15 protein-coding genes are annotated in these 23,294 nt (G+C 51.5%); 4 read left to right on the top strand and 11 right to left on the bottom strand.

The genetic code is table 11. The annotated features are described in order from the left end of the window. Window positions 1-81 precede the first annotated feature (81 nt). The 4 genes from P2H89_RS29325 (at window position 82) to P2H89_RS29310 (ending at window position 4,557) form a co-directional block, all read left to right on the top strand. Window positions 82-267 (top strand): hypothetical protein, encoded by a 186-nt coding sequence (locus P2H89_RS29325; RefSeq protein ID WP_275833909.1) that lies wholly within the window; start codon window positions 82-84, stop codon window positions 265-267. 67 nt (window positions 268-334) lie between these two features. Continuing rightward, window positions 335-1,537 carry a radical SAM protein gene (locus P2H89_RS29320; protein WP_275833907.1) on the top strand — a complete coding sequence of 401 codons (1,203 nt, stop codon included), beginning with the start codon at window positions 335-337 and terminating at the stop codon, window positions 1,535-1,537. Continuing rightward, entirely contained in the window at window positions 1,534-2,358 is an 825-nt protein-coding gene (locus tag P2H89_RS29315; RefSeq protein ID WP_275833905.1) for a hypothetical protein, read from the top strand. The genes P2H89_RS29320 and P2H89_RS29315 overlap by 4 nt, the downstream gene beginning before the upstream one ends. A 9-nt stretch (window positions 2,359-2,367) precedes the next feature. Further along, entirely contained in the window at window positions 2,368-4,557 is a 2,190-nt protein-coding gene (locus P2H89_RS29310) for a peptidase domain-containing ABC transporter (RefSeq protein WP_275833903.1), read from the top strand. Window positions 4,558-4,624: 67 nt separating this feature from the next. Here P2H89_RS29310 and P2H89_RS29305 read toward each other — a convergent pair whose 3' ends face one another. The 11 genes from P2H89_RS29305 to P2H89_RS29255 form a co-directional block, all read right to left on the bottom strand. Then, entirely contained in the window at window positions 4,625-5,281 is a 657-nt protein-coding gene (locus P2H89_RS29305; RefSeq protein ID WP_275833901.1) for a protein-L-isoaspartate(D-aspartate) O-methyltransferase, read from the bottom strand. Between the two features lie 192 nt (window positions 5,282-5,473). Further along, on the bottom strand, window positions 5,474-7,417 hold the full coding sequence (locus P2H89_RS29300) for a glycoside hydrolase family 97 protein (RefSeq protein ID WP_275833899.1): 1,944 nt from the start codon (window positions 7,415-7,417) through the stop codon (window positions 5,474-5,476). 36 nt (window positions 7,418-7,453) lie between these two features. Then, on the bottom strand, window positions 7,454-8,896 hold the full coding sequence (locus tag P2H89_RS29295) for a glycoside hydrolase family 125 protein (protein ID WP_275833897.1): 1,443 nt from the start codon (window positions 8,894-8,896) through the stop codon (window positions 7,454-7,456). A gap of 72 nt (window positions 8,897-8,968) precedes the next feature. After that, window positions 8,969-12,115: a glycoside hydrolase family 88 protein gene (locus P2H89_RS29290; RefSeq protein ID WP_275833895.1), complete on the bottom strand. Its 3,147-nt coding sequence runs from the start codon at window positions 12,113-12,115 to the stop codon at window positions 8,969-8,971. A gap of 35 nt (window positions 12,116-12,150) precedes the next feature. Continuing rightward, a complete protein-coding gene (locus P2H89_RS29285; RefSeq protein WP_275833893.1) occupies window positions 12,151-13,296 on the bottom strand; it encodes a glycoside hydrolase family 76 protein in 1,146 nt (381 codons plus the stop codon). A gap of 156 nt (window positions 13,297-13,452) precedes the next feature. After that, window positions 13,453-14,592: a SusE domain-containing protein gene (locus tag P2H89_RS29280; RefSeq protein ID WP_275833892.1), complete on the bottom strand. Its 1,140-nt coding sequence runs from the start codon at window positions 14,590-14,592 to the stop codon at window positions 13,453-13,455. 17 nt (window positions 14,593-14,609) lie between these two features. Further along, the gene (locus P2H89_RS29275; RefSeq protein ID WP_275833890.1) at window positions 14,610-16,412 is read right to left on the bottom strand and encodes a RagB/SusD family nutrient uptake outer membrane protein; all 1,803 of its coding nucleotides are present in this window, start codon (window positions 16,410-16,412) and stop codon (window positions 14,610-14,612) included. 18 nt (window positions 16,413-16,430) lie between these two features. After that, window positions 16,431-19,784 (bottom strand): TonB-dependent receptor, encoded by a 3,354-nt coding sequence (locus tag P2H89_RS29270; RefSeq protein WP_275833888.1) that lies wholly within the window; start codon window positions 19,782-19,784, stop codon window positions 16,431-16,433. Between the two features lie 344 nt (window positions 19,785-20,128). Beyond that, on the bottom strand, window positions 20,129-21,142 hold the full coding sequence (locus P2H89_RS29265) for a FecR domain-containing protein (RefSeq protein WP_275833886.1): 1,014 nt from the start codon (window positions 21,140-21,142) through the stop codon (window positions 20,129-20,131). A gap of 94 nt (window positions 21,143-21,236) precedes the next feature. Next, a complete protein-coding gene (locus P2H89_RS29260) occupies window positions 21,237-21,827 on the bottom strand; it encodes an RNA polymerase sigma-70 factor (RefSeq protein ID WP_275833884.1) in 591 nt (196 codons plus the stop codon). A 155-nt stretch (window positions 21,828-21,982) separates the two neighbouring features. Continuing rightward, window positions 21,983-23,293 carry a RagB/SusD family nutrient uptake outer membrane protein gene (locus P2H89_RS29255; RefSeq protein WP_275833882.1) on the bottom strand — a complete coding sequence of 437 codons (1,311 nt, stop codon included), beginning with the start codon at window positions 23,291-23,293 and terminating at the stop codon, window positions 21,983-21,985. Window position 23,294 lies beyond the last annotated feature (1 nt).

Here is a 23,294-nt window from a genome sequence, read left to right as displayed (position 1 = left end):
CACGGCAAGCTTGCGCAGAATTGCCCTGCCAATTCCCAGGCAGTAGGCTGGGTCATTGTTTATCATTAAAAATTATCCAAAATGAAATCAAACACAGTTGAAACAAAGCAACAGGATGTTGAAGTACTGCTCGGTTCCGAACAGGCTTTAAGGGAAAAGATCGATCTTTTAAGCGCCATCATTGGCGGTAAAGATATCGAGACCTGCAACGTAGGTACTTTTTCTGAGTCTACTTTCCATCAGATCAAGCCCCCTATTGAGCCCTAGTTTAGGTATAAAAGCTGTTCCCTGCACGGGAACAGCTTTTTCTTTCACCTTATCCAACTGTTGCCTTATGCCTATCAACACCTATGTTATTAAAATAGCCAGCAGGTGCAACATCAATTGCACGTATTGCTACATGTACAATTTGGAAGATTCATCCTATAAAAAACAGCCCAGGTTCATGAGCAATGATACCATGGAGGTTTTGTGCCGGAAGATCGCCACCTACTCCAGGCAGTCGGGCGTTAAGAATGTGATCATTGTTTTTCATGGCGGAGAGCCGCTTTTAGTGAACCCTTCTTTTTTTACGGCCACCAAAGCGCTCCTGGACGAACACCTGAAAGGGCAGGGTATCTATTACTCCATGACCCTTCAAACCAACGGCACCTTGCTGACCGAAGCATGGATCGATTTCCTCGACAAACATGAGATCGACATTGGCGTTACCATAGACGGTACAAAAGACATCCACGATCAATTCCGGATATACAAATCGGGAAAAGGAAGTTTTGATGAAATATACCGTAACCTGAAGATGCTCTCTATCAAAAAGCTCGGGCTTATTACGGTACTGAATCCAGAAGAGCAGGCCCCGGACCTGTATGCTTTATATAAGGACCTCAAAGTGGGCCTGGTCAATACCTTGTTACCACTCCACACCTTTGAAACTTATAAGCAGGAAGATGAGCAGAAGTTCATTGCCTTACTGGAAGGATTGTACCGGCTGTGGAAGGAAGACCATGACCAGGGGAAACCTTTGCTGTTGTTCTTTTATTCCATTCTTGGGCTAAAGGCCGGCATATATGAAGGCCATGAGCAAATGGGCATCACCAAATGCGGGTCGCTGATCGTTGAAACGAATGGTGACCTGGAAACCGTTGATACCTTAAAAAGCTGCAAGAGCGGTATTACCGCATCCAGCATCAACATCCATAAAAATGAGATCGCCGATATCTTTATGGAAGAAAACATCAGTCTGTATTACCATAGCCATCAGCATCTTTGCACCACCTGCCAGCAGTGCGACAAACGGCATATTTGCGGAGGTGGTTATTTGCCGCACCGGTACAGCAAAGTAAACGGTTTCAACAATCCTTCGGTTTACTGTAACCTCATAAAACACATGATCGGCCTGGTAGAAGAAGACATGAAAAACACCGCATCGGAAGAGCTGTGGAACCGGATCAACCAGGAAAATGAAGCCGCCCTGGAGAAAAGCGCTTATTTCAATGATTTCTATTTGCTCGAATCATTTAAAACCGAAGTCGCATGAACAAATCCATTCAATTATATATAGCAGATAGCATCCGGCAGGATACAGAGGTGGCCCTCAATAGCGGCGTTATGCCAGCCACCAACGATCAGGCACCGGCGGGTGCCTACTATCGGCCAGGATCGTATATTCCTGTCAACGACTGGGTAGCCACCGGATATGAATACAGGAGCCATTTCGATGCCGGGAGCAGCACTTTCTTTAATACAGTGGGATTGTATTCGCTACCAGACAATGTGATCGACCTGATACAACAATTGGGAATAGAGCAGATAGGAGTGAAAGACCGATTACTGGACCTCTTTAAGGAGAAAGCCGACCTCGTGAATCGGCTTTCCGAACAATTGTTTCCCGTGATCAACCGGCATGTTGTAGCAGAAACTGAGTTATATAAACTGGCCAGCATGTTACCAGGGTTGTACACCACCGGATCGAGGAAAGACGAGGAGGGCTATATTCAATTCCTGGGTCTGCACCTCGATTCATCCAAAGGTATCACACTGGATAAAGCAGAAAGTTCAAAAAACAGGTTGTGCATCAACATTACCCATGAGCCACGGTACCTTATTTTCCTTGACCTGTCGGTTAAAGATATCTTGCGGATGGTGCAGGAAAAAGACCCCCTTGAAAAGGGCGTAAGCCAGTTCACGCTGCCAGATGTTTTTTTCAGACACTATCCAACCTACCCATTGGTCAGGATCAAACAGCCTGCTTATTCCTATTACATTGCCCCTACGGATAATTGTGTTCATGACGGATCAACGATGAACAGGACTACAGTGGATGTTACCCTGACCTACCTTGGTTATTTTAATCCTTAATGCTGCCACGTGAGCCATTTCCCCCACTATTTCCAGGTAGAGCAAAGCGACTGCGGACCTACCTGCCTCAAAATAATCCTCCAATACTATGGTAAATCCTGTGACCTGAAATATCTCAGGAACCTGTGCGATCCAACACGTGCCGGGGTAAGCATGCTCGATCTTGTTGAGGCAGCCAGCCAGTTGTCACTGAAATCAACGGTACTGCGGGCCACAGAAGCAGGCTTACGAATGTCTGCTGTGCTGCCCTGTATCCTGCACTGGAAGCAGGATCACTTTGTGGTATTGTATCGTATCTCAAAAAGGCATTTCTATATTTCTGACCCTACGTACGGGAAGATCAGGATTGACAAAGAATCTTTCAACCAGTACTGGAAGCAGGACAATGATAAGGGCGTATTATTAACTTTTTCAACCACGGAGGATTTTAGAGAAAGACAATTTCCCAGAACGGCATTTGCGACGACACTCGGGAAGACCCTGGGATTTTACCGTCGCGCATTGCGGGATCAATATCGCTTTTTATGGGTACTGATCATTTCGCTGATGGCAGGTAGCGTGATCGCTTATGTGTTCCCCCAGTTGATGAAAAAGATGGTTGACAGCGGCGTACAAGGTAAAAATCTATCTGTATTGTGGACGATGCTGTGGTTCCAGGTCGTATTGATCATTAGCGGCAGCATTTTCAACTTTATCAGAGACTGGGTGCGGGTTGAATTGAGCATGAAGGTGTCGAGGCGAATGATTACCGATCTGTTGCTTAAAGTGGTGCGGTTACCGGTTTCTTTTTTTGACAACGGGGTTCCCTCCAGTTTATACCAGCGTATAGAAGACCAGCGCCGGATCGAAAAATTCTTATCGGAGGAGTGGGTACAAGCTGTCTTTTCGCTGGTATTGATCCTATTACTAAGCATCCAATTGTTCCTGTTCAATGTTTGGGTAGGTTTGGTATTTACGTTTTTCACCTTGTTGTCGCTGGGATGGTTCCTGTTGTTTTACCGTCACCGCAGCCAACTGGATTACAGTAGTTTTCATACCTCCGCCGAAAATCACCTGCTGGTCAATGAAATGATAGCGGGGATGCTGGAGATCAAAGTAAATGCCGCCCAGCAACAAAAGGTAAAGCAATGGGAAGCGTTACAAACGCGCATATATGGCATTAAGAAACGTGGTTTGTATTTGCATGCTTATGAGCAATCGGGTGTACAGGTTTTGACGCAACTCAAAAATGTGGGAATGAACTTTTTGTGTGCTTATTGGGTGATCCACCAAAGCATGACGATTGGTACGATGCTGTCTGTGGGTTACATCATCGCTTTGATATCGGGGTCCATCGACAGACTGATGATATTTCTACAGTCGTTGCAGCAGTCGCAGCTTTCCTTTCAGCGGTTGGATGAGATATGGCAACGGGAAGATGAAGTATCCATCAATAAGAGCATCCCAACCGGCACCCTTGCCCATGGTTTTCGTTTCGACAATGTGTCGTTTCGGTTTGCAGGCGCTCAACAACGTAACGTGCTGAAGAATATTTCCTTTGCTATTCCTGCGGGAAAAGTTACCGCCATCGTAGGCACCTCCGGCTCGGGCAAAACATCCTTGCTCAAGTTGTTGTTGGCTTTTTACCAGCCACAACAGGGAACAATCTTCCTGGGTCTGGAGCCGCTCCAGGAACTCGACAACAATGCCTGGAGAAAACGATGCGGAGTAGTGATGCAGGATGGATATATTTTCTCGGGTACGATCGCAGAGAACATATCGCTGGCGGAGGGATCACCGGATGACGCCAGGCTGATGAAGGCCTTGCATATAGCCTGTTTAGCACCATTCGTGGAATCTTTGCCGATGGGATACCATACGAAGATCGGCAAAACAGGGCTGGAACTAAGCGGCGGAGAGAAACAACGCATACTGATTGCCCGGGCGGTATTCAAAGATCCGCAATACCTGTTTTTCGATGAAGCTACCAGTAGCCTGGATGCCAGGACCGAAAGGCAAATAATGGAGAACTTACAGGCCTTTTACCGCGGCAAAACAGTGGTGGTGATCGCCCACCGGCTTAGTACCGTACGGAACGCCGACCAGATCATCGTACTTGAAAAGGGCCAGATTGCAGGCATTGGTGATCACGAAAGCCTCACGCGGGAGAAAGGCAGGTATTTTGAGCTGGTACGAAATCAGTTGGAGCTTGGTCAATAGACTTTTTTTATGACCACAGTAGTTTGCAGTCAAAAAGAGGCATACGTTCCTTATCCAACAATCACCATTAATTATTCTTCCCTTCCAGCATGGGCACAAATGAGAAGTTCTCGAACACTTCTTCCCGGGTGGTGCCATCGGCCAGCTTGGTGAGGCGTAACATGCGTTGCACATTGCCTTCGCCTACGGGGATGACCATCCTGGCCCCCACTTTCATTTGCTGGATCAGTTTGGGCGGAATGAACGGCGCAGCGGCGGTGATGATCACCTTATCGAACGGACCATACGTAGGCAGCCCCTCGAAACCGTCGCCATAGAAGTATTTAATATTGGGGTATTTACCGCGGAGCACAAATTTGCGGTGTTCGTCGAAGAGTTTCTTTTGCCGCTCGATGGTGTACACCATCGCCTGCAGCTCACCCAACACAATGGCCTGGTAGCCACTGCCGGTGCCAATTTCCAGCACTTTTTCGTAGGGTTTGATATCGAGCAGCTGCGATTGATAAGCTACCGTATAAGGCTGGGAAATGGTTTGATCGGCCGCGATGGGAAAAGCGCGGTCTTCATAAGCGATCTTATCGAACGCAGAATCCATGAAATAATGCCGGGGTATATTCGAAATGGCGGTAAGCACCCGCTCGTCGGTAATCCCTTTCTCCTTCAATAACTTAACGAGCTGCGCCCGCATCCCCTTGTGACGATATGAATCTTCAAAACTTCTCATAAACGCGTCAAAGATAGATCAAAAACCGCTGAAGATCAATGGTGTGGATATAAAAAGCCGGCTTCGGGCTGCTGTTCCCTCCACCGGCTGCTGCTATAGTCTAACTGAAAACTGCTTCTTTGTAATGGGCTCCTGCTCCGGCTATTCGCGGGCGTTGAAACCGCTACGAACCAGGCTCGCTTAGGCCCCTCTCTATTGTTTGCTGATCCGCGCCACAAAGCCCCCACCCTTCGCCAACTTCATCGTAAGGCGTTTGGAACGATCTACCGTAAACATCTCCATCACAAAATCCTTGGCATTGCGGTCTGCATTCACGCCATCCTTCCACACATACATGCGGTATTGCCCGTCGGGCAAAAAGCTCAGGTCGAGGCTCAACTCACGCGGTGTCCAGTCGGTCATAGCCCCTACAAACCATTCACCATTTAACGCCTGCCGCGCCACGGCGGCATAATCGCCTACCTTGGCGTGTAAGGGTATGGTTTGCGCCCACACCGCCGGCACACGACGTAAGAACTCCATCGCCTCCGGCTCGCGGTAATAATGCGTAGGCATATCGCACAACATCTGGAGCGGACTCTCATACAGCACATACATCGCCAGTTGATTGCAACGCGTGCCCAGCGTCATGGGCTCGCCCGGTACTGAGGCAAAAGCATTCTTCTGCACATTGATCATGCCACCCGGCGTAAAGTCCATCGGGCCCGCTGCCATACGGGTAAATGGCAACGTAGTGGTATGATCGGGATCGATAGAACCGGCAAACTTGCTGATCTCGTTGCCGAGCACCCCTTCGCTGGTCATTACATTGGGATAGGTACGCAGCCAGCCCGTCGGTTTATACGCTCCATGAAAATCCACCAACAGTTTATGCTTCGCCGCCTGTTGAGATACGCGCTCATAATAGTTCACCATATCCTGGTCGTCGCGCTGCATAAAATCTACCTTAATGCCCTTGATGCCCCAACGCTCGAACAGTGACAAAGCAGTATCCAGCTGACGATCCAGCACCAGCCAGCTCGTCCACAGTAAGAGGTCTACCTTCTTTGACCGCGCATAGTTGGCCAGTTCTTCCACATTGATACCCGGTGATTGCTTCAGCAGGTCGCGCGTATCGCACCAACCCTCATCGAGCAACACGTACTCGATGCCATATTTCGCGGCGAAGTCGATATAATACTTGTAAGTTTCATTATTGATGCCCGCACGGAAATCCACCCCATAGATATTGTTGTAATGCCACCAGTCCCACTGCACCTTACCCGGCTTCACCCAACTGTAGTCGCCCGTTGCCGGACGGCCCAGCTGATAAGGCAATTGATTGGTAAGCATATCCTTGTCTGTACGCGCGATCATCACGATACGCCAGGGAAAAGATTGCGCCCCATTGATGCGGGCAATGTATTCCTCGCGGCTGCGCACCTGCTCATCGCGGTCGCTCGTTACTTTCTTTTCTTTGGGATAGTTGGGAAACACCCCTTGCAGCTGACCATTGCCTTTGCCCCGCAGCCACATGCCTGCATAGTTGAACAAAGACGATTCGGTGATGAGCAACTTTGCACCGCGCACTTCGAACAAGGCGGGCAGGCTGGCCAGTTTATTCTCCCCGATACTATCGATGCGGTAGTTGCGGTATTGCCGTTCATTATGACTGAAGAAACCATCTTCCTGCGGATACCAGGCCCTGCCCAGCGCCTCGAAGCCAAATAGTGCCTGCTCGTTCAGCACGGTATACTCAGCCTTGTGATTGGTAATCCAATGCCAGGCAATGCCGTTATCGTATGCCCTCCACTCAAGACCCAAGCCATTGGCGAAGTCGAGGTGCAATTGATTGTAGTGGTCGCGTACTTCAGCGCTTTTCTGCTGCACCACCGGCTTCAGCACTTCATCTTTCGTACTCGTCAATGCTTTGCTCACCTTCCAGGTGCCGGGTTTATCGGCACTGGTTTGGAAATGCACGGTGGCCGGCTCCATCAGTAGTTTACCATCCAGCGTAGCGGCATAACGAATGCTGTCGCCAATGGTAATGCTGAGCTGGACCGACTTATCGGGAGAAGCCAGATCGTATTTCTTTTGGGCAAAAGCGTGGCTACAGCAGCCTGCGAGGAGGCTGCCAGCCAGTAAATGTTTTATCATAATTATTCGGTTGCGGAAAAAGGCGCCCGCTGTTGATTATCCCAGCAGGGCAGGTTGTGTTTTATACGTCTTCCATAAGAATTCGCCAAACAGGGTATTGGCCCAGGCAAACCACTTACGGGTAAATTTCGTTGGATCGTCTTTGTGAAAGGCTTCGTGCATAAAACCCGTATCGCCATGTGTTTTCTGCAGCAGGCTGATGCAGGCTTTGATCTCTGCAGGGTCCTTGCTCGTTAAACCACGCATGGTGATGGCCATGGGCCAGATCATATCCTGCCCTACGTGCGGACCACCAATGCCTTCACCGGCCTTTCCTTTGAAGAAGAAAGGATTCTCGCTGCTCAATACCAGGCGGCGCGTATTGCGGTAGATAGGATCGGTATCCTTGATCGCACCCAGGTAAGGCAGGCTCAAGAGGCTGGGCACATTGGCATCATCCATGAGGTTGAAGCTGCCAAAGCCATTTACTTCGTAAGCATAGACCTTACCAAAGGTCTTATGATCTACGATGGCATATTGTTGTAAGGCTTTCTCTACTTCATCGGCCAGGGCCTTTAACTCACCGGCAGTCTTTGCATCCTTTGCAATGGCTGTGATCATTTCTGCGGCCTGGCGCAGGCTCACTACGGCAAAGAAGTTGGCCGGGATGAGGAAGGAATACACGGTAGCATCATCGCTGGGGCGAAAGGCCGAGCAGATGAGGCCAACTGGCTTAACCGGGTAACCATATCCATTCATGGGCAATGTATCGGTAGCGAATGGGGTGGTGCGCTGGAATTTGTATTTACCATTGTCTTTCTTCCTTTGCTGATCGCGGAAGGTAGCCAGGATGGTTTTGATGGCTTCCTGCCATTGGGCATCGAAAGGTGACGTATCGCCGGTCGATTTCCAGTAATGGTAAGCCAGCCGGATGGTATAACACAGCGAATCGATCTCCCATTTGCGCTCATGCACGCCGGGTTTCATATCGGTGTGGTCTTTGGTCCACTCACCGCGTTTATTGGGATCGTTGTAGAAGGCGTTCGCAAACGGATCTTTCAATACGCAGGCCGTTTGGTGGTTGATGACACCCGCGATCAATTGCTTCAGGGGCTCATCTTCCTTCACGAATTGCATATAGGGCCACACCTGGGCACTGCTGTCGCGCAGCCACATGGCATCGATATCGCCGGTGATCACGTAAGTATCCGGACGACCATCTTTCGTGGTATGGTATACTGTAGTATCGAGTGTATTGGGAAAGCAATTCTCAAACAGCCAGCCCAGTTCGGGGTTCTTTACCTTGGCTTTGAACTCAGCAATGGCTTTTTCTACTGCTGCGCTGGAGAAATGGCGTTTATCGGCGGGGATACGCACAACGGGAAATGATTGCGGAGCCAGCGGCGCGCCACCCGTGGTGGAAGCCATCGACAAAACCGGACCCATAAATAAACCGGCGCCTGCAAGGCCCGTTTGCTGAAGGAACATTCTTCTTTTCATAACTGCAAGTGTTTGTGGTGAATACAGGCTGAACGCCTAAACTATACCGTTTTAGCTACGCAATATAACAAATTATAACAATGCTGCCACACACCACAAAACCGGGGCCTGCCCATGCATATCGCCCGTAATACGCCGCCGGTCGAGGTAAAATTGCCGGTCGTTCTTTTTATTGGTACCCTCACACACCTCCCGCACATCACCCTGCTCATCGATATAGGTCACCAGGGCCAGCCAGGCCTTGCGGGCCACCGGCTCGTAGGTCTTTTTATCGAGCCAGCCCTGCTTTACGCCCGTGATCAGGGCATAGGCAAACATACCGGTGCACGACGATTCGGCCCAGGACTGCGGATCATCCACCAACTGTCCCCACATGCCATCGGCCCGCTGGTGGTCTTTTAGCGTCGCCATCATGGTGCGGTAAGCCGCCAGGATGCGCGGCCGGTTGGCATTGTCTTTCGGCAGGGCCTTCAACAATTCCGTCATGCCTGCCGCCATCCAGCCATTGCCACGCCCCCAGAATACGGGCACATCGGCCGCGTGGTAAAACAACCCATTGGGCCGCTGGATGGAATCGAGGTACAAGATCATTTCATGCGCGGCCCGGTCGATGTAGCTACGCTGCTGCGTAACACGATAAGCCTGCGACTGAATGGCCGTGATCATGAACATGTCGTCGATCCAAAGACGTGTTTGCCAGCTGTAACCGTTATCGAGCAGGCGGGAATATTCTGGCAGGGCATTGGCCGGCAGTTTCCATTGCTCGTCGGCAAACCACAACCCCATATCGCGGTAGAGGGTATTGCCCGTTTGCCGGTACAGCTCCAGCGGCACGGTGCCGAATACGGTATGGTCCACATGGTCGGGCCTGGGCTGCAGCTTGTTCTTTGCATACAGGAGTGGCTTAAAACGCTCTTCCAGCAAACCCATCGATCGTTTGTCGCGCAGGGTGCCGGCTACGCGCAGGGCGCCCAGCCAGGTGCACACTTCTGAATAGGTGATAGATCCCGGCGGACCAGGCATGCCGAAATTGGTATGTGGCGTGGCAATGAAGCGGTCGATCAATCGCCTGCCCACCTCCTGTGGCGCAAAGCCTTTTGGCCAGTTGGTGAGGCCGCCCTGGGCTTCTACCCTGCCAGCTTTTAAAACGCCTTTTTTCTCGCTACCCTTACTGGCTTCGCGATTTTCCGCGGCACTACGGTCTTCTCCAACGCCAGCCTTTGCCCGGCCCTTCGCCCTATCGCGAACCGCCACACGCTCCTGCCGCTCACCACTGGCAAAGTCCAACACCAGCTCCTGACCATCCTTCTTAATACTAACCTGTGGCGCATCGAAAGCCACCATCGAATATTGGTTTTCAAAACGGGGATACTTACTGAGCGACTGCTCCACCCCATTCACCACGAATGGTGCCTCCCATCCCACACTTACTACACCTGCCCTGGGCGAATGATACTGTACACCAGCCGTATCGCTAACTACAATTGCAGCGCCGATCGCTTTCACAAAAGCGGCAAAGGTCTTCCACTCCTTTTGCGAACCCATTTCACAGATCCAGCTGTTATCGGGCGTCAACGCCCGCCACTCATTCAGCGCACCCGCTGTATCACGCATCCACTGCATTGGCTGCGCGGCATACAACGCCAGGTAGCCGCTGTCCTTACGGGCAAAGACCCAGCTCCCCTGCTCCACCACCTCCTCAAAAGCAGCCCGCGGAAAATAAGCATGCGAATAAGGCTGAGAAGCCTTAGCCGGAATGCGGTATATACTGATCAATACATTTTTGTGTTGCACCGTACGCGGCATCGATACATTGCCCGCCCAAAAATTGGGGCACACGCCCATGGGGTCTTTTGAACCCGGACTGTTCGTAAACACCACCGCATCCACGCCCAGCGTAGCCTGCCAGATATGCTGCTGGTAACCGACCGCGCCTTTGCGGTAATCCTGCACACTGCTCAGCATGTAATGCGGCGTGCGATAGGTTTCGATATTCGCTTCGGATAAAGCGAAGCGGTCGAGCCGGTTATTCACCACCCGTCCGTGCTGTTGCACCTGCTGATCGTATTGCTTGATGTAATGCTCGTAGTTCTTATAAGGCCAGGTATTGTATTGCTCCGATAACTGCTTCGACATACGCACCACCTGCGGGTGAATGAACTCCTGCATGCCCCAGAACAAATGGGTGGTGAGCTCCTCCTCATACTTCAATCCATATTGTGCTGCATCGGCCACCTCGATGCTTTGCCGCTGGCGGCTGCGCAGGGTGACTACATAATCGGTGGCTATATTTTCAATAAGCGATGGACAACGATAGTCACTCGTAGCGAGCGACACCGCGCCCAGGGAAACCGGCGTATGGAACACGCCTACGCCAAACAGTATCTTCATGGAAGGCGATGTAGACTCTACCCTACCACCACGAATATGTTGCGAATAGCCACGCCCATGCGTAGATCCAAACACCCCCCGGTAATTGTTGACGGCCATATCGTAGGTCAGCATATCGAGCAGCAAACCAGCCCGCTTGCGCAGGGCTTCGCTTGCCGCAAAGTCGTGCAGGTTGGTCAGTATCATCAGCTCCACATCATAATAGGCATTCGAGAGCCACTCACTGAACCCAAAGCGGCTGCGGTATTGCATCCACCGCTCCAGGCGCTCCAGGGCATGTTGCTGGTGTTGCAAACCGCTCTTACCATTGCGGAATACACTATCCGCCAGGAGTTGACCAGCCAGTAATTCATTGCTATGGTAAAGCCCCTGGTGGTTTTCGGTATGGTAACAGCGGTATTGAATATCGGCCAATGGCTCATCCCACCAGTATTTGAAATCGAGCAGGCATTTTTCTATGTCCTTTACCAGCGAAGCAGACAAGGCCTTGCGCTGCTTATTCAGATACAGCAACCGCACCATACCGCCAATGGTAAAATCATTGCAGTCTTTGCCCGTGTACACGAAGGCGATGCCCTCGCGCACCAAGTCTTCATTCACCGGCAGTCTCAATTCCAGTCGGGCGATCTGGCTAAAGACACCATCCCGGCCACCGGTTTGGTCATTGGCGGCACAGTATTGTAAGTACAAAGCCTTGCGGGCTGCATACGGCGCCTGCGGCGCCGTCCAGTAATCATCTTTAGGGGTACGCACACTCGTATCGGGCGGCGTACCCAAAGCCAGCAGGCCGCTTACGCAACCTGCCAGCATCAGGAACAACTGTTTCATAAGGAATAACGAGAGCTATGGTTCAAACACAAACATTATTTCAAAATACCCGCCCGCTTCAACTCATTGATGGCTTCCAGCAGCATGAGTCCGCTCAGTTGCACCGAGCAATCAAGTTTATTGGTGGTGGGCAGCGCATTCCAGTTGGGCTGAAAAACATTGTCGGGCTGCAGCGTTGCATACCGTACCAGGCTTTCGCCATTGCGTTGCAGGTATTGCAGGTACTGGCCCCTGGCATAGTCATCGAGCTTACCCAATTGAATAAGCTGCACAAAATAGCGGATAAAGATGCCCTTGAACAAACCACCATCACCGGTATTCTCCCCCTTGAGTATCCCCTTAGGCGAAAACTTCACAGGGTCGTTCATGATATAGTTGGCCGTGCGGATGGCATCCTTGCGCATCTGCTCGTCGTTGGTGATGGTATACAGTTCGAGCGCGCCGCCCAGCCAGGTGCCCTGATTGTAAGTAAGCACCATGCCTTCGTTGAAATTGCCAAACCCATCCCACACGATGCCACGCGCTGCTTCTACCAGGTTGGCTCGTTGCCAGGTATAGATCTTCTTTGCCCAGTCGAGGTCGTCCTGTTTGCCATTCAGTTTGTACAGGCGAACAGCGAGTATGATGGCCGGTCCGTTGCTGCAGGCATTTTTGGAAGCCGGTGAATTCTTCTCCCACATGATGCCGCCACCGTTCACCGTCGTCCAGCCACCTTTGATGGTCGTCCACAGCGATTCGGCCAACGTCTTGAACTTGGCGTCGTTCGTAGCCGCATAGGCCCGCAGGCAGGCCAGCGCCATCCACTCCATATCATCGTAGAAATTGTTGGTCCATTTATTGCCGTTCTTCTTGTACATGCCATCGTACAGCGCATTCATCTTCGTTACATAAGCCGCATCATTGGTGCGCACATACCCATCTACCAGCACATCGAGTGCATGGGCATTCCACCAATAATTAAAGCCGGTATGTCCGTCGTTGTTCTGGTTGTAATACTGTTCATTGACCGACCAGAATTGCGTATTCAAAGCCTGTTGTGCTTTATCGGCCGACTGCACGAAATCGTACACGAAGGGTTTCTCCTCCGGTTGTGTATTGGGCTTGTCGGGATAACGGTCTTTCTTTTCGCAGGCAGTCAGCAGTACAGCGCCTGCCAGCAGTAATGTATAGGTCGATTGCATATAATAAGTTTTAAAGTGACCAGGGAAGCCTTTGGGGGTTCAGCCGGCCGGCTAACCAACCGTTGCTGTTGACCGGATCATGGATCCAATCCGGTCGGCTGCTGCCCCACCGCTGGTTGTGCGACTCAACCAACGTCGACTTCCCTGGTACATGAATTATTTATAGACTATCTGGTGCGTGTAATTATCACCGGTGAATTTTACGAGGATATCGGCCTTCGGCGCTTCCTTCTCAAACTTGTAGGTATAATCCCACTGCGAAGCGTCGTTCGATTTGAAGTACCAATAACTCGCCACCGTGCTGCTCGTAGGTTTACCGTTGTCTTTGGTAGCGCTGGCCTGGAATACGTTCTTCACATTACCGCTCATATCTTTCTCTACCACGCGGAATTTGTACCGCTCATCCTTGCCCCAGGCCTCCTGCTTGAACACGATGGCTAGGTCGGCCGCTTTCCACACACCACCCGCATCGTAGGTTAGCAACTGCGTTACCTTGTTGTAGCCTGCAAACCACAACCCAACTTCCTGTATCTCGGTTAAGCTGGCAGTGGCTGTATTGAAGTCGATGTTGATGCGGTAAGCAGTTTTGCTGCTGGCCGGACTATTCCCCGCCGTGCCTTCTTTGATCAAGGCACCATCGAGCACAAAAGATACCGGTGTACCGCTCACCTTGTCGATAAACTGGTAAGTGCCGGCGTCCAAAGAAGTATACAATTCAAACACACCGTCCGACAATTTCTTCAGTCGTATCGCCTTGCTGGCATCGGTGCCCGCTTCTGTAGCAGCGCCGGTGATGAACACTTCGGCCGGGTTTTCGGCAAAGCCGCCGGGACGCTCCAGTTCCAGCACCCGCAGTTCTTTCGAAGTATCGGAAGCCACGCCATTGGAGGCCACTACCGTCCACTTCACCTTGCCTTTCGCAAGCGCCTTGATGCCGGCAGCATTGGCCACCTTATTGAGGTCGCGGTGCGAAAGCGTCAGCACATTTTTGGTACCCATCGCCGTAGGTATAAAGCTGGAAACGGGTTTGGCGAAGCTGCCGCCTTCTGTAGCAAACAGCACTTTATAATACACCGGGGTTTGATTGCCTGTTTTCGCGGCCGACCATTCGAAGTTCACCACCGCATTGCTGAGCGGATCGAGGGCCAGCGATACATTGTTGGCCGGCGCATTCACCGTTACGGGTGTAATGGTGGTTTCCACGTCAGTAGTCCAATAATCTTTATCGCAACCGGTCGCCAGCAACAGTGCGAGTCCGCAACCGGTGAGGGTTGTATAGAAGTTTCTTATTTGCATGATACAGGTTTTAATGGTTACCAGCCGGGATTGCCCACGAGGTTCTTGTCCTTGTTGAGCTCACTCTGCAGGATATTCCACAGGTACATTTTAGGTTGGAAAACACGGGTTTCAAAGACCGTACGTTTCTGGAAGTCGGTGGTATTGGAAGCATTCGCATCCATGCCGTAGAAAGCCCCGCCATCGGTTTGCTCGGCGATCTTCCAGCGGCGGGTATCGAAATACCGGAACTGCTCGAAGGCCAGCTCTACGCGGCGCTCTTTGCGAATGGCCGTGCGCCAGCCATCCTGTCCAGCAGGTTCAGGCACCTGGCCGGGATCGCCACCGTACGTAGGAATGCCGGCACGCTCGCGGATGAGGTTGATATACGTTTTGATATCCGCATGCCCGGGACTGAACTCATTCAACGCTTCTGCATAGTTGAGATAGATCTCAGCCAGGCGGAACATCACTACCGTGCGGGCAGCGATCTTGATCTGGTCGCCCGATAAACAATAGGTGTTGGGGTTGATGAGCTTGCGCACAATATACCCGGTGCGGCTCCAGTTGCGGCCGGTGTACTGGCCACTGTTGCCGCCCTTGTACATCTGTACGGTAATGGGCGCCGATCCTGTTCCGCCTGTATTGTTGATGTAATTGTTGATCCACTTGCTGAGGTTGAAGGTGATCGCGATATAGAAACGCGGTTCCCTGCCTACATACATGTTCGATGCACCAGCCGCATAATAACTGTTGGCCGTATTAGTAAACCCTGTTTCTACATAACCCGACAAAGGATCGTCGATCGACCTTCCATTGGCCATAAAATAAGCATCCACCGACTGCTGCGTAGGTCCGTGCGACGACCAGCCGCCGATGCTGTACGGTGTGCCGTACTTATCGATATTGTACAGCGCATCGTTATCCACCCTGGCCATGATCACCTCCGGGTTCCAGTCTTTCAGGAACACATTCTTCAACGACTCGAACGGTTTCACTTTGCCATTGCCATCGAGTTCTCGGTACAAGCTATAGTCGGGCATATCGATCACCGCTTTGGCGGCGTCTGCTGCTTTCTTCCATTTGTTGGCATCATAGGTTTGACTGATCAATTGTTTGCCATCGCTGTTCTTGAAATTGGCATAGCCGGTATTGCCGTTGTAGAGCGGGCTCGCCGCATACAACAGCATCCGCGATTTCATGGCCAGGGCAATGCCCTTCTTGATGCGGCCATATTCCTGGCTGCTACCTTGCGTGGCCGGCAGGTTGGGCACCGCGCCATCGAGCTCTTTTTCAATATAGGCCACACACTCGTCATACGAGCTGCGGAAGAAACTGAAATCCTTGATATCCGCATCGGGGGCAATCACCACATCGGGTAATATGACGAAGGGGCCATATTGCGCCAGGATGCGCGAATAGAAATAAGCACGCAGGGCTTTGGCTTCAGCCTTGTATTGTACTTTCAGTGCGTCTTCTATTTCGGGACACTCCTCCACCCGTTGCATGAAATAAGTAGCCGTGCGGATACCCCGGTAATAATGCGTCCAGAAGTTGAAGCTGCTGCGGTTGATGTCCCAGCTGCCCAGGTTCATGGCATAGGTAGCATCGTCGTTATAGGTAATATCCAGTTCGTCCGAGAGTCCCTTCCAGGGATCATTCTCCCAGCGGATATAGCCGTATACACCGGCCAGGTATTGTTCGGTAGAAGCTTTTTTCTTGAATACATCGTCGATGGTCTGCTTATCGTCGGGCACCTGGTCGAGGAACTTCTTGCAGGAGCTCACCGAACCAGCCACCACCAGCAGCAGGAAAGTATATATGAGTTTGTTGAAGTGCATGGTCATCGTTTTTAACGGTTAGAAGGTTACACTTACGCCTACAGAATAGGTTTTGATATTGGGATAGCGGGTGCCGGAGCCCCCATCGTTGGGGCCGCCGCCATATCCACCGCCCAGTTCGGGATCCCACATTTTAAAGGGACTGATGGTAAACAGGTTGTACCCGATAAAGTATACCCGCATGTTCTGTACTCCCAGTTTGCTCAGCGAACCCTTCTTCAGCGTATAGCCAAAGTCGAGGGTCTTGAGGCGCAGGAAGCGGCCATTCATCACCCAATGGTTACTGGAAGTATAGTTCTGGTTGATATCGCTGCCATAGGAAAGGCGGGGATAGAAGGCGTTCTGGTCGGGATTCTCCGGCGTCCAGCGACTGTGGATGTTGGAGAACAAACCACCACGGGTAGAGCCATACCGGAAAGGCATAAAATCGTTGGCCATGTAGAAATCCACCAACGCCGTACCCTGGAAGAAGGCGCCCAGGGAGAAATTCTTCCAACCGAGGGTGGTACCAAAACCATAGAGGACCTGGGGCACCTGGTCGTTGCCGATCTTCATCATATCATTACCATCAATAACGCCATCGCCATTGAGGTCTTTGTATTTGAGGTCGCCGGCCTGCACAACACCCACTGTGCGTGCCACCTTGGGATCATCGATCTCTGCCTGCGTATAATACCCTTCGGCGATATAGCCCATGCGGTAGTATACCGGCAGTCCCCTTGTTTCGAGCCAGGGGTATGGTTTGGACGGACTATCGTCTTCGATCGTCTTGTTCTCGTTGTACGTGAAAGTACCGCGCAGGTATACGTTGACCTGGCCAATCTGTTTGGTGTACTCTGTTGTAACGTCGATACCGCGGCTGTTCACGATACCCAGATTGCCTACGATATTGTTGCGGATGCCGAGGAAGTCGGGCACCACGCCACGCTGACGGAAGATGTTTTCCCTTCTGCGGTTGAACAGGTCCACCTGTATCGATAAAGCATTGTTAAGCGTCTTCAGTTCCAGACCGAGGTTAAGGTCTTTCTCGGTTTCCCAGGTCACATCAACCGGGTAGCGATCGATATCGATACCACTGATGCCATTACCCCTATCCTGCCCATACGAGTAACCCGTGGTACCTACTACGGTGCCTACATAACCAAAACGCTGGCTTGAGATATTGCCGTTGCCCACGAGGCCGTAGGAGGCGCGGAACTTGACCAGTTGGAATATTTCGGTGAGGTTGCCATAAAATGATTCGTTCGATAACACCCAGCCCGCGGCAAACGAAGGGAAGAACCCATACCGTTTCTCAGGCGTAAAGGCTTCCGAACCGTTGTAGCCAAAGGTAGCTTCGGCCAGGTAGCGGTCGTCGTACGAATAGGTAAAACGGCCAACAGAACCCATGCTGCGGAAAGGAATAGAACCGATGAGGTCGCCGGCGGTGGCACTTACCCGGTCGCTCTGGTTATAGAGCAACATACCGCCTACGCGGTGCGCACCAAACGAGTTCTGGTAATTGAGGGCGCCTTCGAAATAGAACTGGCGGCTGCCGCCATTGCTACGGGAGAAGGAAAGAAAATCCTGCCCCTGTCCCGAAACCGCATATACCAGGTTACCGTTCGCATCGCGGCCGGTAGCGTAATAGGTGCTCGGACTTTTCAACCGGCTCAACGTATTGGAATTGGTGGCATCGAATGCGTACAATGCCCGGGCCGATAATCCTTTGGTGATAAAGCCCAGATCCTGCTTCACCTGTATATCGCTCATGGTTTGGTTCTCGTAGGTAGTAGCATAACCACGGTTCACCAGCATACCATACGGCGTATTCAAACCGCCGCCGGTGGAGGTGAAAGGCTCTTTGCCATCGGGGTACATCGTGGGATACAGGATCGGATAGGTCTTGATCGCCATGTAAAAGATATCGTTGGTTCCGGAACCGGGATAGTTACCGTTGGAGATCCAGCCCTTGATGCCCAGGTCGAGCGTAGTGGTCTTGGTGGCTTTAATAGAAAGCGCCGAGCTGAAGTTGAAGCGGTTGAACTTGATGGTCGAGTTGTACTTCTGCAAAGCATCTACTTTAAACAGACCTGTTTCATCATAATAACCAGCGGATACATAGAAGTTCGACTTTTCGTTACCACCGCGCACGCTGAGGTTGGCTTTACGGTTCTTACCAAAGTCGTTGAAGATCTCTTTGAACCAGTTTACATTGGGATAGAGATAAGGATCTTCCTGCGTATAGGTTTTGCGAATGGCTTCTTCGGAATAGATGGGATTGCCGCCGCGCGTCATCGACGCTTCGTTGGCCATTTGCATATAGGTAACACCATCGGCTGTTTCGGGCAGGCGCGTGAAGCGCGTGAAGCCCTGGTAGAAATCTACCCCGATCTCCGTGCGCCCTGCCTTGCCTCTTTTGGTAGTGATGAGGATAACGCCATTGGCGCCCCGCACACCATACACCGAAGTAGAGGAAGCGTCTTTCAATATGGTGAAGGTTTCAATATCGTTGGGGTCGAGGTTGTTGAACTGGCGTTCTACTCCATCCACTAAGATGAGCGGTGCGCTGTTGCCGGAGGTGGCGATGCCACGAATCCATAGATCTGCCCCATCACGGCCGGGCTCACCACTACGCTGCACCCCTACCAGGCCCGAGATACGCCCGGCCAGTACGGTAGAGATATTGGCTACCGGTTGCTTGAGGTCCTTTACATCGAGGTTCGATTGGGCGCCCAGGGTTTCGATCTTGCGCTGGCGTTGGCCATAGGCTACCACCACCACATCGTTGAGGTCATTGGCCAATGATCCCAGCGAAACGGTTAGCTCCTGCCGGCGGGCCACGGGCATGTCCTTGCTTTGATAACCGATAAAGCTGAATTGAAGTATAGCGGTATCGCTCGCTACCAGCAACGTGAACTGACCGTTGCGATTGGTCATGGTACCATTGTTGGTGCCCTTTTCGGTTACCGATACACCATCGAGCGGTTCGCCTTTTTCGCTGGTAACGCGTCCACGTACCACGGCCGATAAGGGCGGCAGGTTGGCAGGTTTCTCTTCCGGCGCTTCATCGTCTTCGATGATCCTTTTAATGATGATGTTTACATCCTGCTGGTAAAACGCGAGTGATTGATTTACCAGGATGGTGCGCAGCACGTGAGCCACCGTTACCTGCCTGGCAGTATAGGTAACGTGCACTTTATCATCGAGGTCGGCATCGCGAAACGTAAAATGGAAAGCCGTTTTGCCTTCCAGTTGGCGGAGCGCCTGCCTGATGCTCACATTGTTGAATTGTACATCCACACGCACCTGGTCAACAAGCTGTCCGCTGCCTTTTTCGGCCAGCAGCATCAAGCTGATGAACAGGGGAATGGATAACAGGAAGATCCTCATAAGCAACCGTTTAATGACAAGTATATGGTTCGCTGTTGCGGGTACGGTAAAAAAGGAACCACCACCTGTGCATTTAGCTATTAAATGCATAGATTTACATCGTTTTATTTAATTCCACAATGAGTTTAATGAAACATCAACCGTCGGCGGCGGCATCTGCTGACGGTTTTTTTTATGTGTATACGGAACGGATCAACCACGGCGCAGGAAGGGGCACGTCTGACACCTGATCATCCTTCGCATTTATTACGGCGCATTACAGCAGTACATGGCAATCGTTTTGGCAGTATTCCGTCGGCATACGGTTTACTGTTGGTGATATAATAGGGTTTAAGCAGTTTCGATTATCGTTTCTCTTTCTTGCTGAGTAAATACGTGTTGTTTTCTTTCGATAGTGTAAGGTCAATGGCTTTGCAAATGATGGCCAACGCATCGTCCACGCCAATATCGCGGCGGAAGGAAGTGGTATAAACCTCTTTGCTGATGGAGCTGTCTTGCAGGATAATAGTTGCGTTATACGTACGTTCGAGATCGCTGACGATCTCGCCGATGGTTCTGCTTTCGTAAATCAACCTGCCATTGGTCCAGGCGGCCACATTGGTTTCGCTGGTGGCACTCACGGTGGCTTCTTCTGCCGCATTGATCACTTTCACTTCCTGCCCTTTGGTAAGGGTTGCCATCACCTGGTCGTCTTTGCTCACCTGTACTTTACCACGCTGTACCGATACTACTATATCGGCTTGTCCGGGATAGGCTTTGATGTTGAACGCCGTGCCGAGCACCCTGGTCACCACATGACCGGTGCGAATGAGGAAAGGTTGATCAGCCGCATGCATTACATCAAAATAGGCTTCGCCGGTAAGTTTTACTTCGCGGGTTTTGCCATTAAAGGAGGGAGGAAACTCGAGCGTACTGGCCACGTTGAGCCATACTTTGGTACCATCGGGCAACAGGAGGAATTTCATTTCGCCGCGCTTGGTGGTCTTGCTCATGGCCAGCTCCTGGTGCGCAGGCAGTTTGCCCGGACTGGTAGCTGCCTTTTTATTCAACCACCAGCCGCCGAAGGCGAGGATCAGCGCGGCCGCCGCGCTCCATACGAGGGCACGCACACGGCTCTTTTTACCAGGCAGTCTGGCGCCCCGCTCCTCTTCCGTAGCTACCTGTAGCTGACCTTGCTCGTCTACATAAGTAACCGATTTGAGGGAGCGTGCGGTGCCCTGGTACACCTGTTGCAGCATTTGGCGTACTTTTTCTTCGTGTTCGTTCGCTTTCAACAGGTTCATGAGTTCCTCGTACTCCTGTGCAGTACAGGAGCCATCGATAAACTTCTGAAATAATAGTTCAATTCTGGCTGGCATTGTATAGTTGACGGCTGCCGGGAAAAAAACTACTAGTGCCGGGAAAGATTTTTTCCTGCCGGCTGGGAAGGTTGCCCACTGCGGCCAATCACCCTTACAAGGAGAAGAAGGTCTGGATATTCTTTTTTACATAGTTGCGGATAGAACGGAAGGCTTCGGCGAGGTGGTTGCGCACGGTGTGCGGAGATATCTGCAGTTCTTCGGCGATCTGCTGTTGTTTGAGGCCCTCGTGTTTACTGAGCAGGTAGATCGTTTTGCGCTGGGGTGGCAATTGCTGAATGGCCTGGTGAATGAGGTGGTGGTATTCTTTGGCTTCGAGTGCCTGGGAAGCATCCTCACTGGCCGCTTTGATACGGTGCCACAACTCGAGGCGCAGTTTTTCGCGGGTGGCGGCGGCGCGGAGATGGTCGTAGACTTTGTTTTCGGTAAGCCTGTAGAGGAAGGCGTCCATGTTCTCAATCTCGTGCAGTTGTTCGCGGATGGTCCATAGTTTCAGGAACACTTCCTGCACAATGTCTTTAGCCTGGGCATCTGACCGAAGTACCTTCACCACGAAAGCATAGAGCTTGTGCTCATGCTCCCGGAACAACTCGTTGAAGAGTTGCTGGAACACATCGTCGTGCTGATCCTGGTATGGCGAAGCGGCGCTCACGTTGGCTACGGTTAAGCAGTTAAACGTGTGCAATATAATTTTATTTTGTTGTAACCACCAAAGCTAAATCGCGTTAGCAAGTCCATTAATTGGCTGTCGGCCGCTTTCAGCCGATAAAAAAAGGCCGCTTCACTATGGAAGCGGCCTTGCTATATATGTTGGTAGCTATGCTGCTACCCTACTTGCGGTTAATTAGCCGGGTTGGGCGGTGTATTGGAATTGTTGTCGCGCTCCACATTGGGATAAGGCATGTAGTTCCGCTTGCGCTCAGCCAGCGGACGGCCAAAGCGGCGCTGGTCCTCCAGGCGCAGGCCCGACATGTACAACTCGATCGCCTTGTTGCGGTAGATCTGCTCCAGCACAGCATCCTGGGTAATGGCACCCGCGTAGGCCGGCTGATCGGCCCCTACCCCATAAGGATCGTCGGCCGGTTTCTTGGTAAGGATCTTATTGAGTTCTACGATGGCATTGGGCAGATTATTCTGCCGGGCATATGCTTCTGCTTTGATCAACGTCATCTCACCGGGCAGGTAGAGGGGCCAGGCCGAATTCGAAAGAGCGCCAAATCCATTGATGCGGTAACGTTGTGCAGAAGTAGGCACAATCGAAATATAAAAGGGTACGCGTTTATCGGTCAGGCTTGGCTCCAGTGTTTTCGGCAAACCCATGGTAGAGTCGATCGGCTGGTACACGTTGTTGGTGGAAGTAGCCGTTTCCCAGATCGGGTTCAGGGTTACCGCATCAAAATTGAAGGTCGACTTTTTAGTGAGGTCAACCGCATTGGCCTCGGTGATCGCCAGGGCATTGTTGCCGGTGGCCAACGCATAACGCGCTTTCAGGGCATGCAGGGTGTTGACGATATCGATACCTGCCGGCATATTCGCCGTAAACTGTGCACTGATGGGATTGGCGGCAACGGCAGTGAGCGCATTGTCCAAAATGCCTATGGCCTTGGTAAAAGCCTGCGCACTGGTAATGAAATTAACGTTGGCGCCGATGGCGCTGATGGTATCGGGTACGTGATCCCAGTACATCGCCATATTGCCGATCGCCAATGCTTTGAAGATACTGGCATAGGCGATCAATCCGCTCACATACGCCTTATCCGTTAAGGCCGGTGCATTGCGCAGTACATTATCGGCATCGAAGATGAGTTTGTTACTACCGGTCCACAAGCCAGCTAAAATGGTATTGGTGCCATCAACGGCTGTACCACCCAGGAACAATTGATATTCGGCGGTATTACCCTGGTTGATGATGTTGAGCTGCCGGGTAGTAAATCCATCTACAGTGACTGTATTGTACAGCGAGCTGGCGCGCCCCACCGAGTAAACCCGGTGCAGCCCCACCACGACACCCGTGAGGCCCCTCGCCGTCGTCAACGCATTACCGGGCGGCACCCTCGAAGGATCGGTATAGTTCTTTTTGCAACCCACGCTCTGTATCAGCACCAGGGCCAGTAAAAAAGCGGTTGATAGTCTTATATTGAACAATTTCATA

Origin of the sequence: Paraflavitalea sp. CAU 1676 (assembly GCF_029223285.1) — a bacterium.
Classification (GTDB): domain Bacteria; phylum Bacteroidota; class Bacteroidia; order Chitinophagales; family Chitinophagaceae; genus Paraflavitalea.
The sequence above is the reverse complement of the archived record's forward strand: the minus strand, read 5'-3'. Positions and strand labels throughout refer to the sequence as shown.

Bases quoted from the DNA above. Each gene is read 5' to 3' on its own strand.
- P2H89_RS29325 (WP_275833909.1), top strand. From the start codon at position 82: ATGAAATCAAACACAGTTGAAACAAAGCAACAGGATGTTGAAGTACTG.
- P2H89_RS29320 (WP_275833907.1), top strand. From the start codon at position 335: ATGCCTATCAACACCTATGTTATTAAAATAGCCAGCAGGTGCAACATC.
- P2H89_RS29315 (WP_275833905.1), top strand. From the start codon at position 1,534: ATGAACAAATCCATTCAATTATATATAGCAGATAGCATCCGGCAGGAT.
- P2H89_RS29305 (WP_275833901.1), bottom strand. From the start codon at position 5,281: ATGAGAAGTTTTGAAGATTCATATCGTCACAAGGGGATGCGGGCGCAG.
- P2H89_RS29300 (WP_275833899.1), bottom strand. From the start codon at position 7,417: ATGATAAAACATTTACTGGCTGGCAGCCTCCTCGCAGGCTGCTGTAGC.
- P2H89_RS29295 (WP_275833897.1), bottom strand. From the start codon at position 8,896: ATGAAAAGAAGAATGTTCCTTCAGCAAACGGGCCTTGCAGGCGCCGGT.
- P2H89_RS29290 (WP_275833895.1), bottom strand. From the start codon at position 12,115: ATGAAACAGTTGTTCCTGATGCTGGCAGGTTGCGTAAGCGGCCTGCTG.
- P2H89_RS29285 (WP_275833893.1), bottom strand. From the start codon at position 13,296: ATGCAATCGACCTATACATTACTGCTGGCAGGCGCTGTACTGCTGACT.
- P2H89_RS29280 (WP_275833892.1), bottom strand. From the start codon at position 14,592: ATGCAAATAAGAAACTTCTATACAACCCTCACCGGTTGCGGACTCGCA.
- P2H89_RS29275 (WP_275833890.1), bottom strand. From the start codon at position 16,412: ATGCACTTCAACAAACTCATATATACTTTCCTGCTGCTGGTGGTGGCT.
- P2H89_RS29270 (WP_275833888.1), bottom strand. From the start codon at position 19,784: ATGAGGATCTTCCTGTTATCCATTCCCCTGTTCATCAGCTTGATGCTG.
- P2H89_RS29265 (WP_275833886.1), bottom strand. From the start codon at position 21,142: ATGCCAGCCAGAATTGAACTATTATTTCAGAAGTTTATCGATGGCTCC.
- P2H89_RS29255 (WP_275833882.1), bottom strand. From the start codon at position 23,293: ATGAAATTGTTCAATATAAGACTATCAACCGCTTTTTTACTGGCCCTG.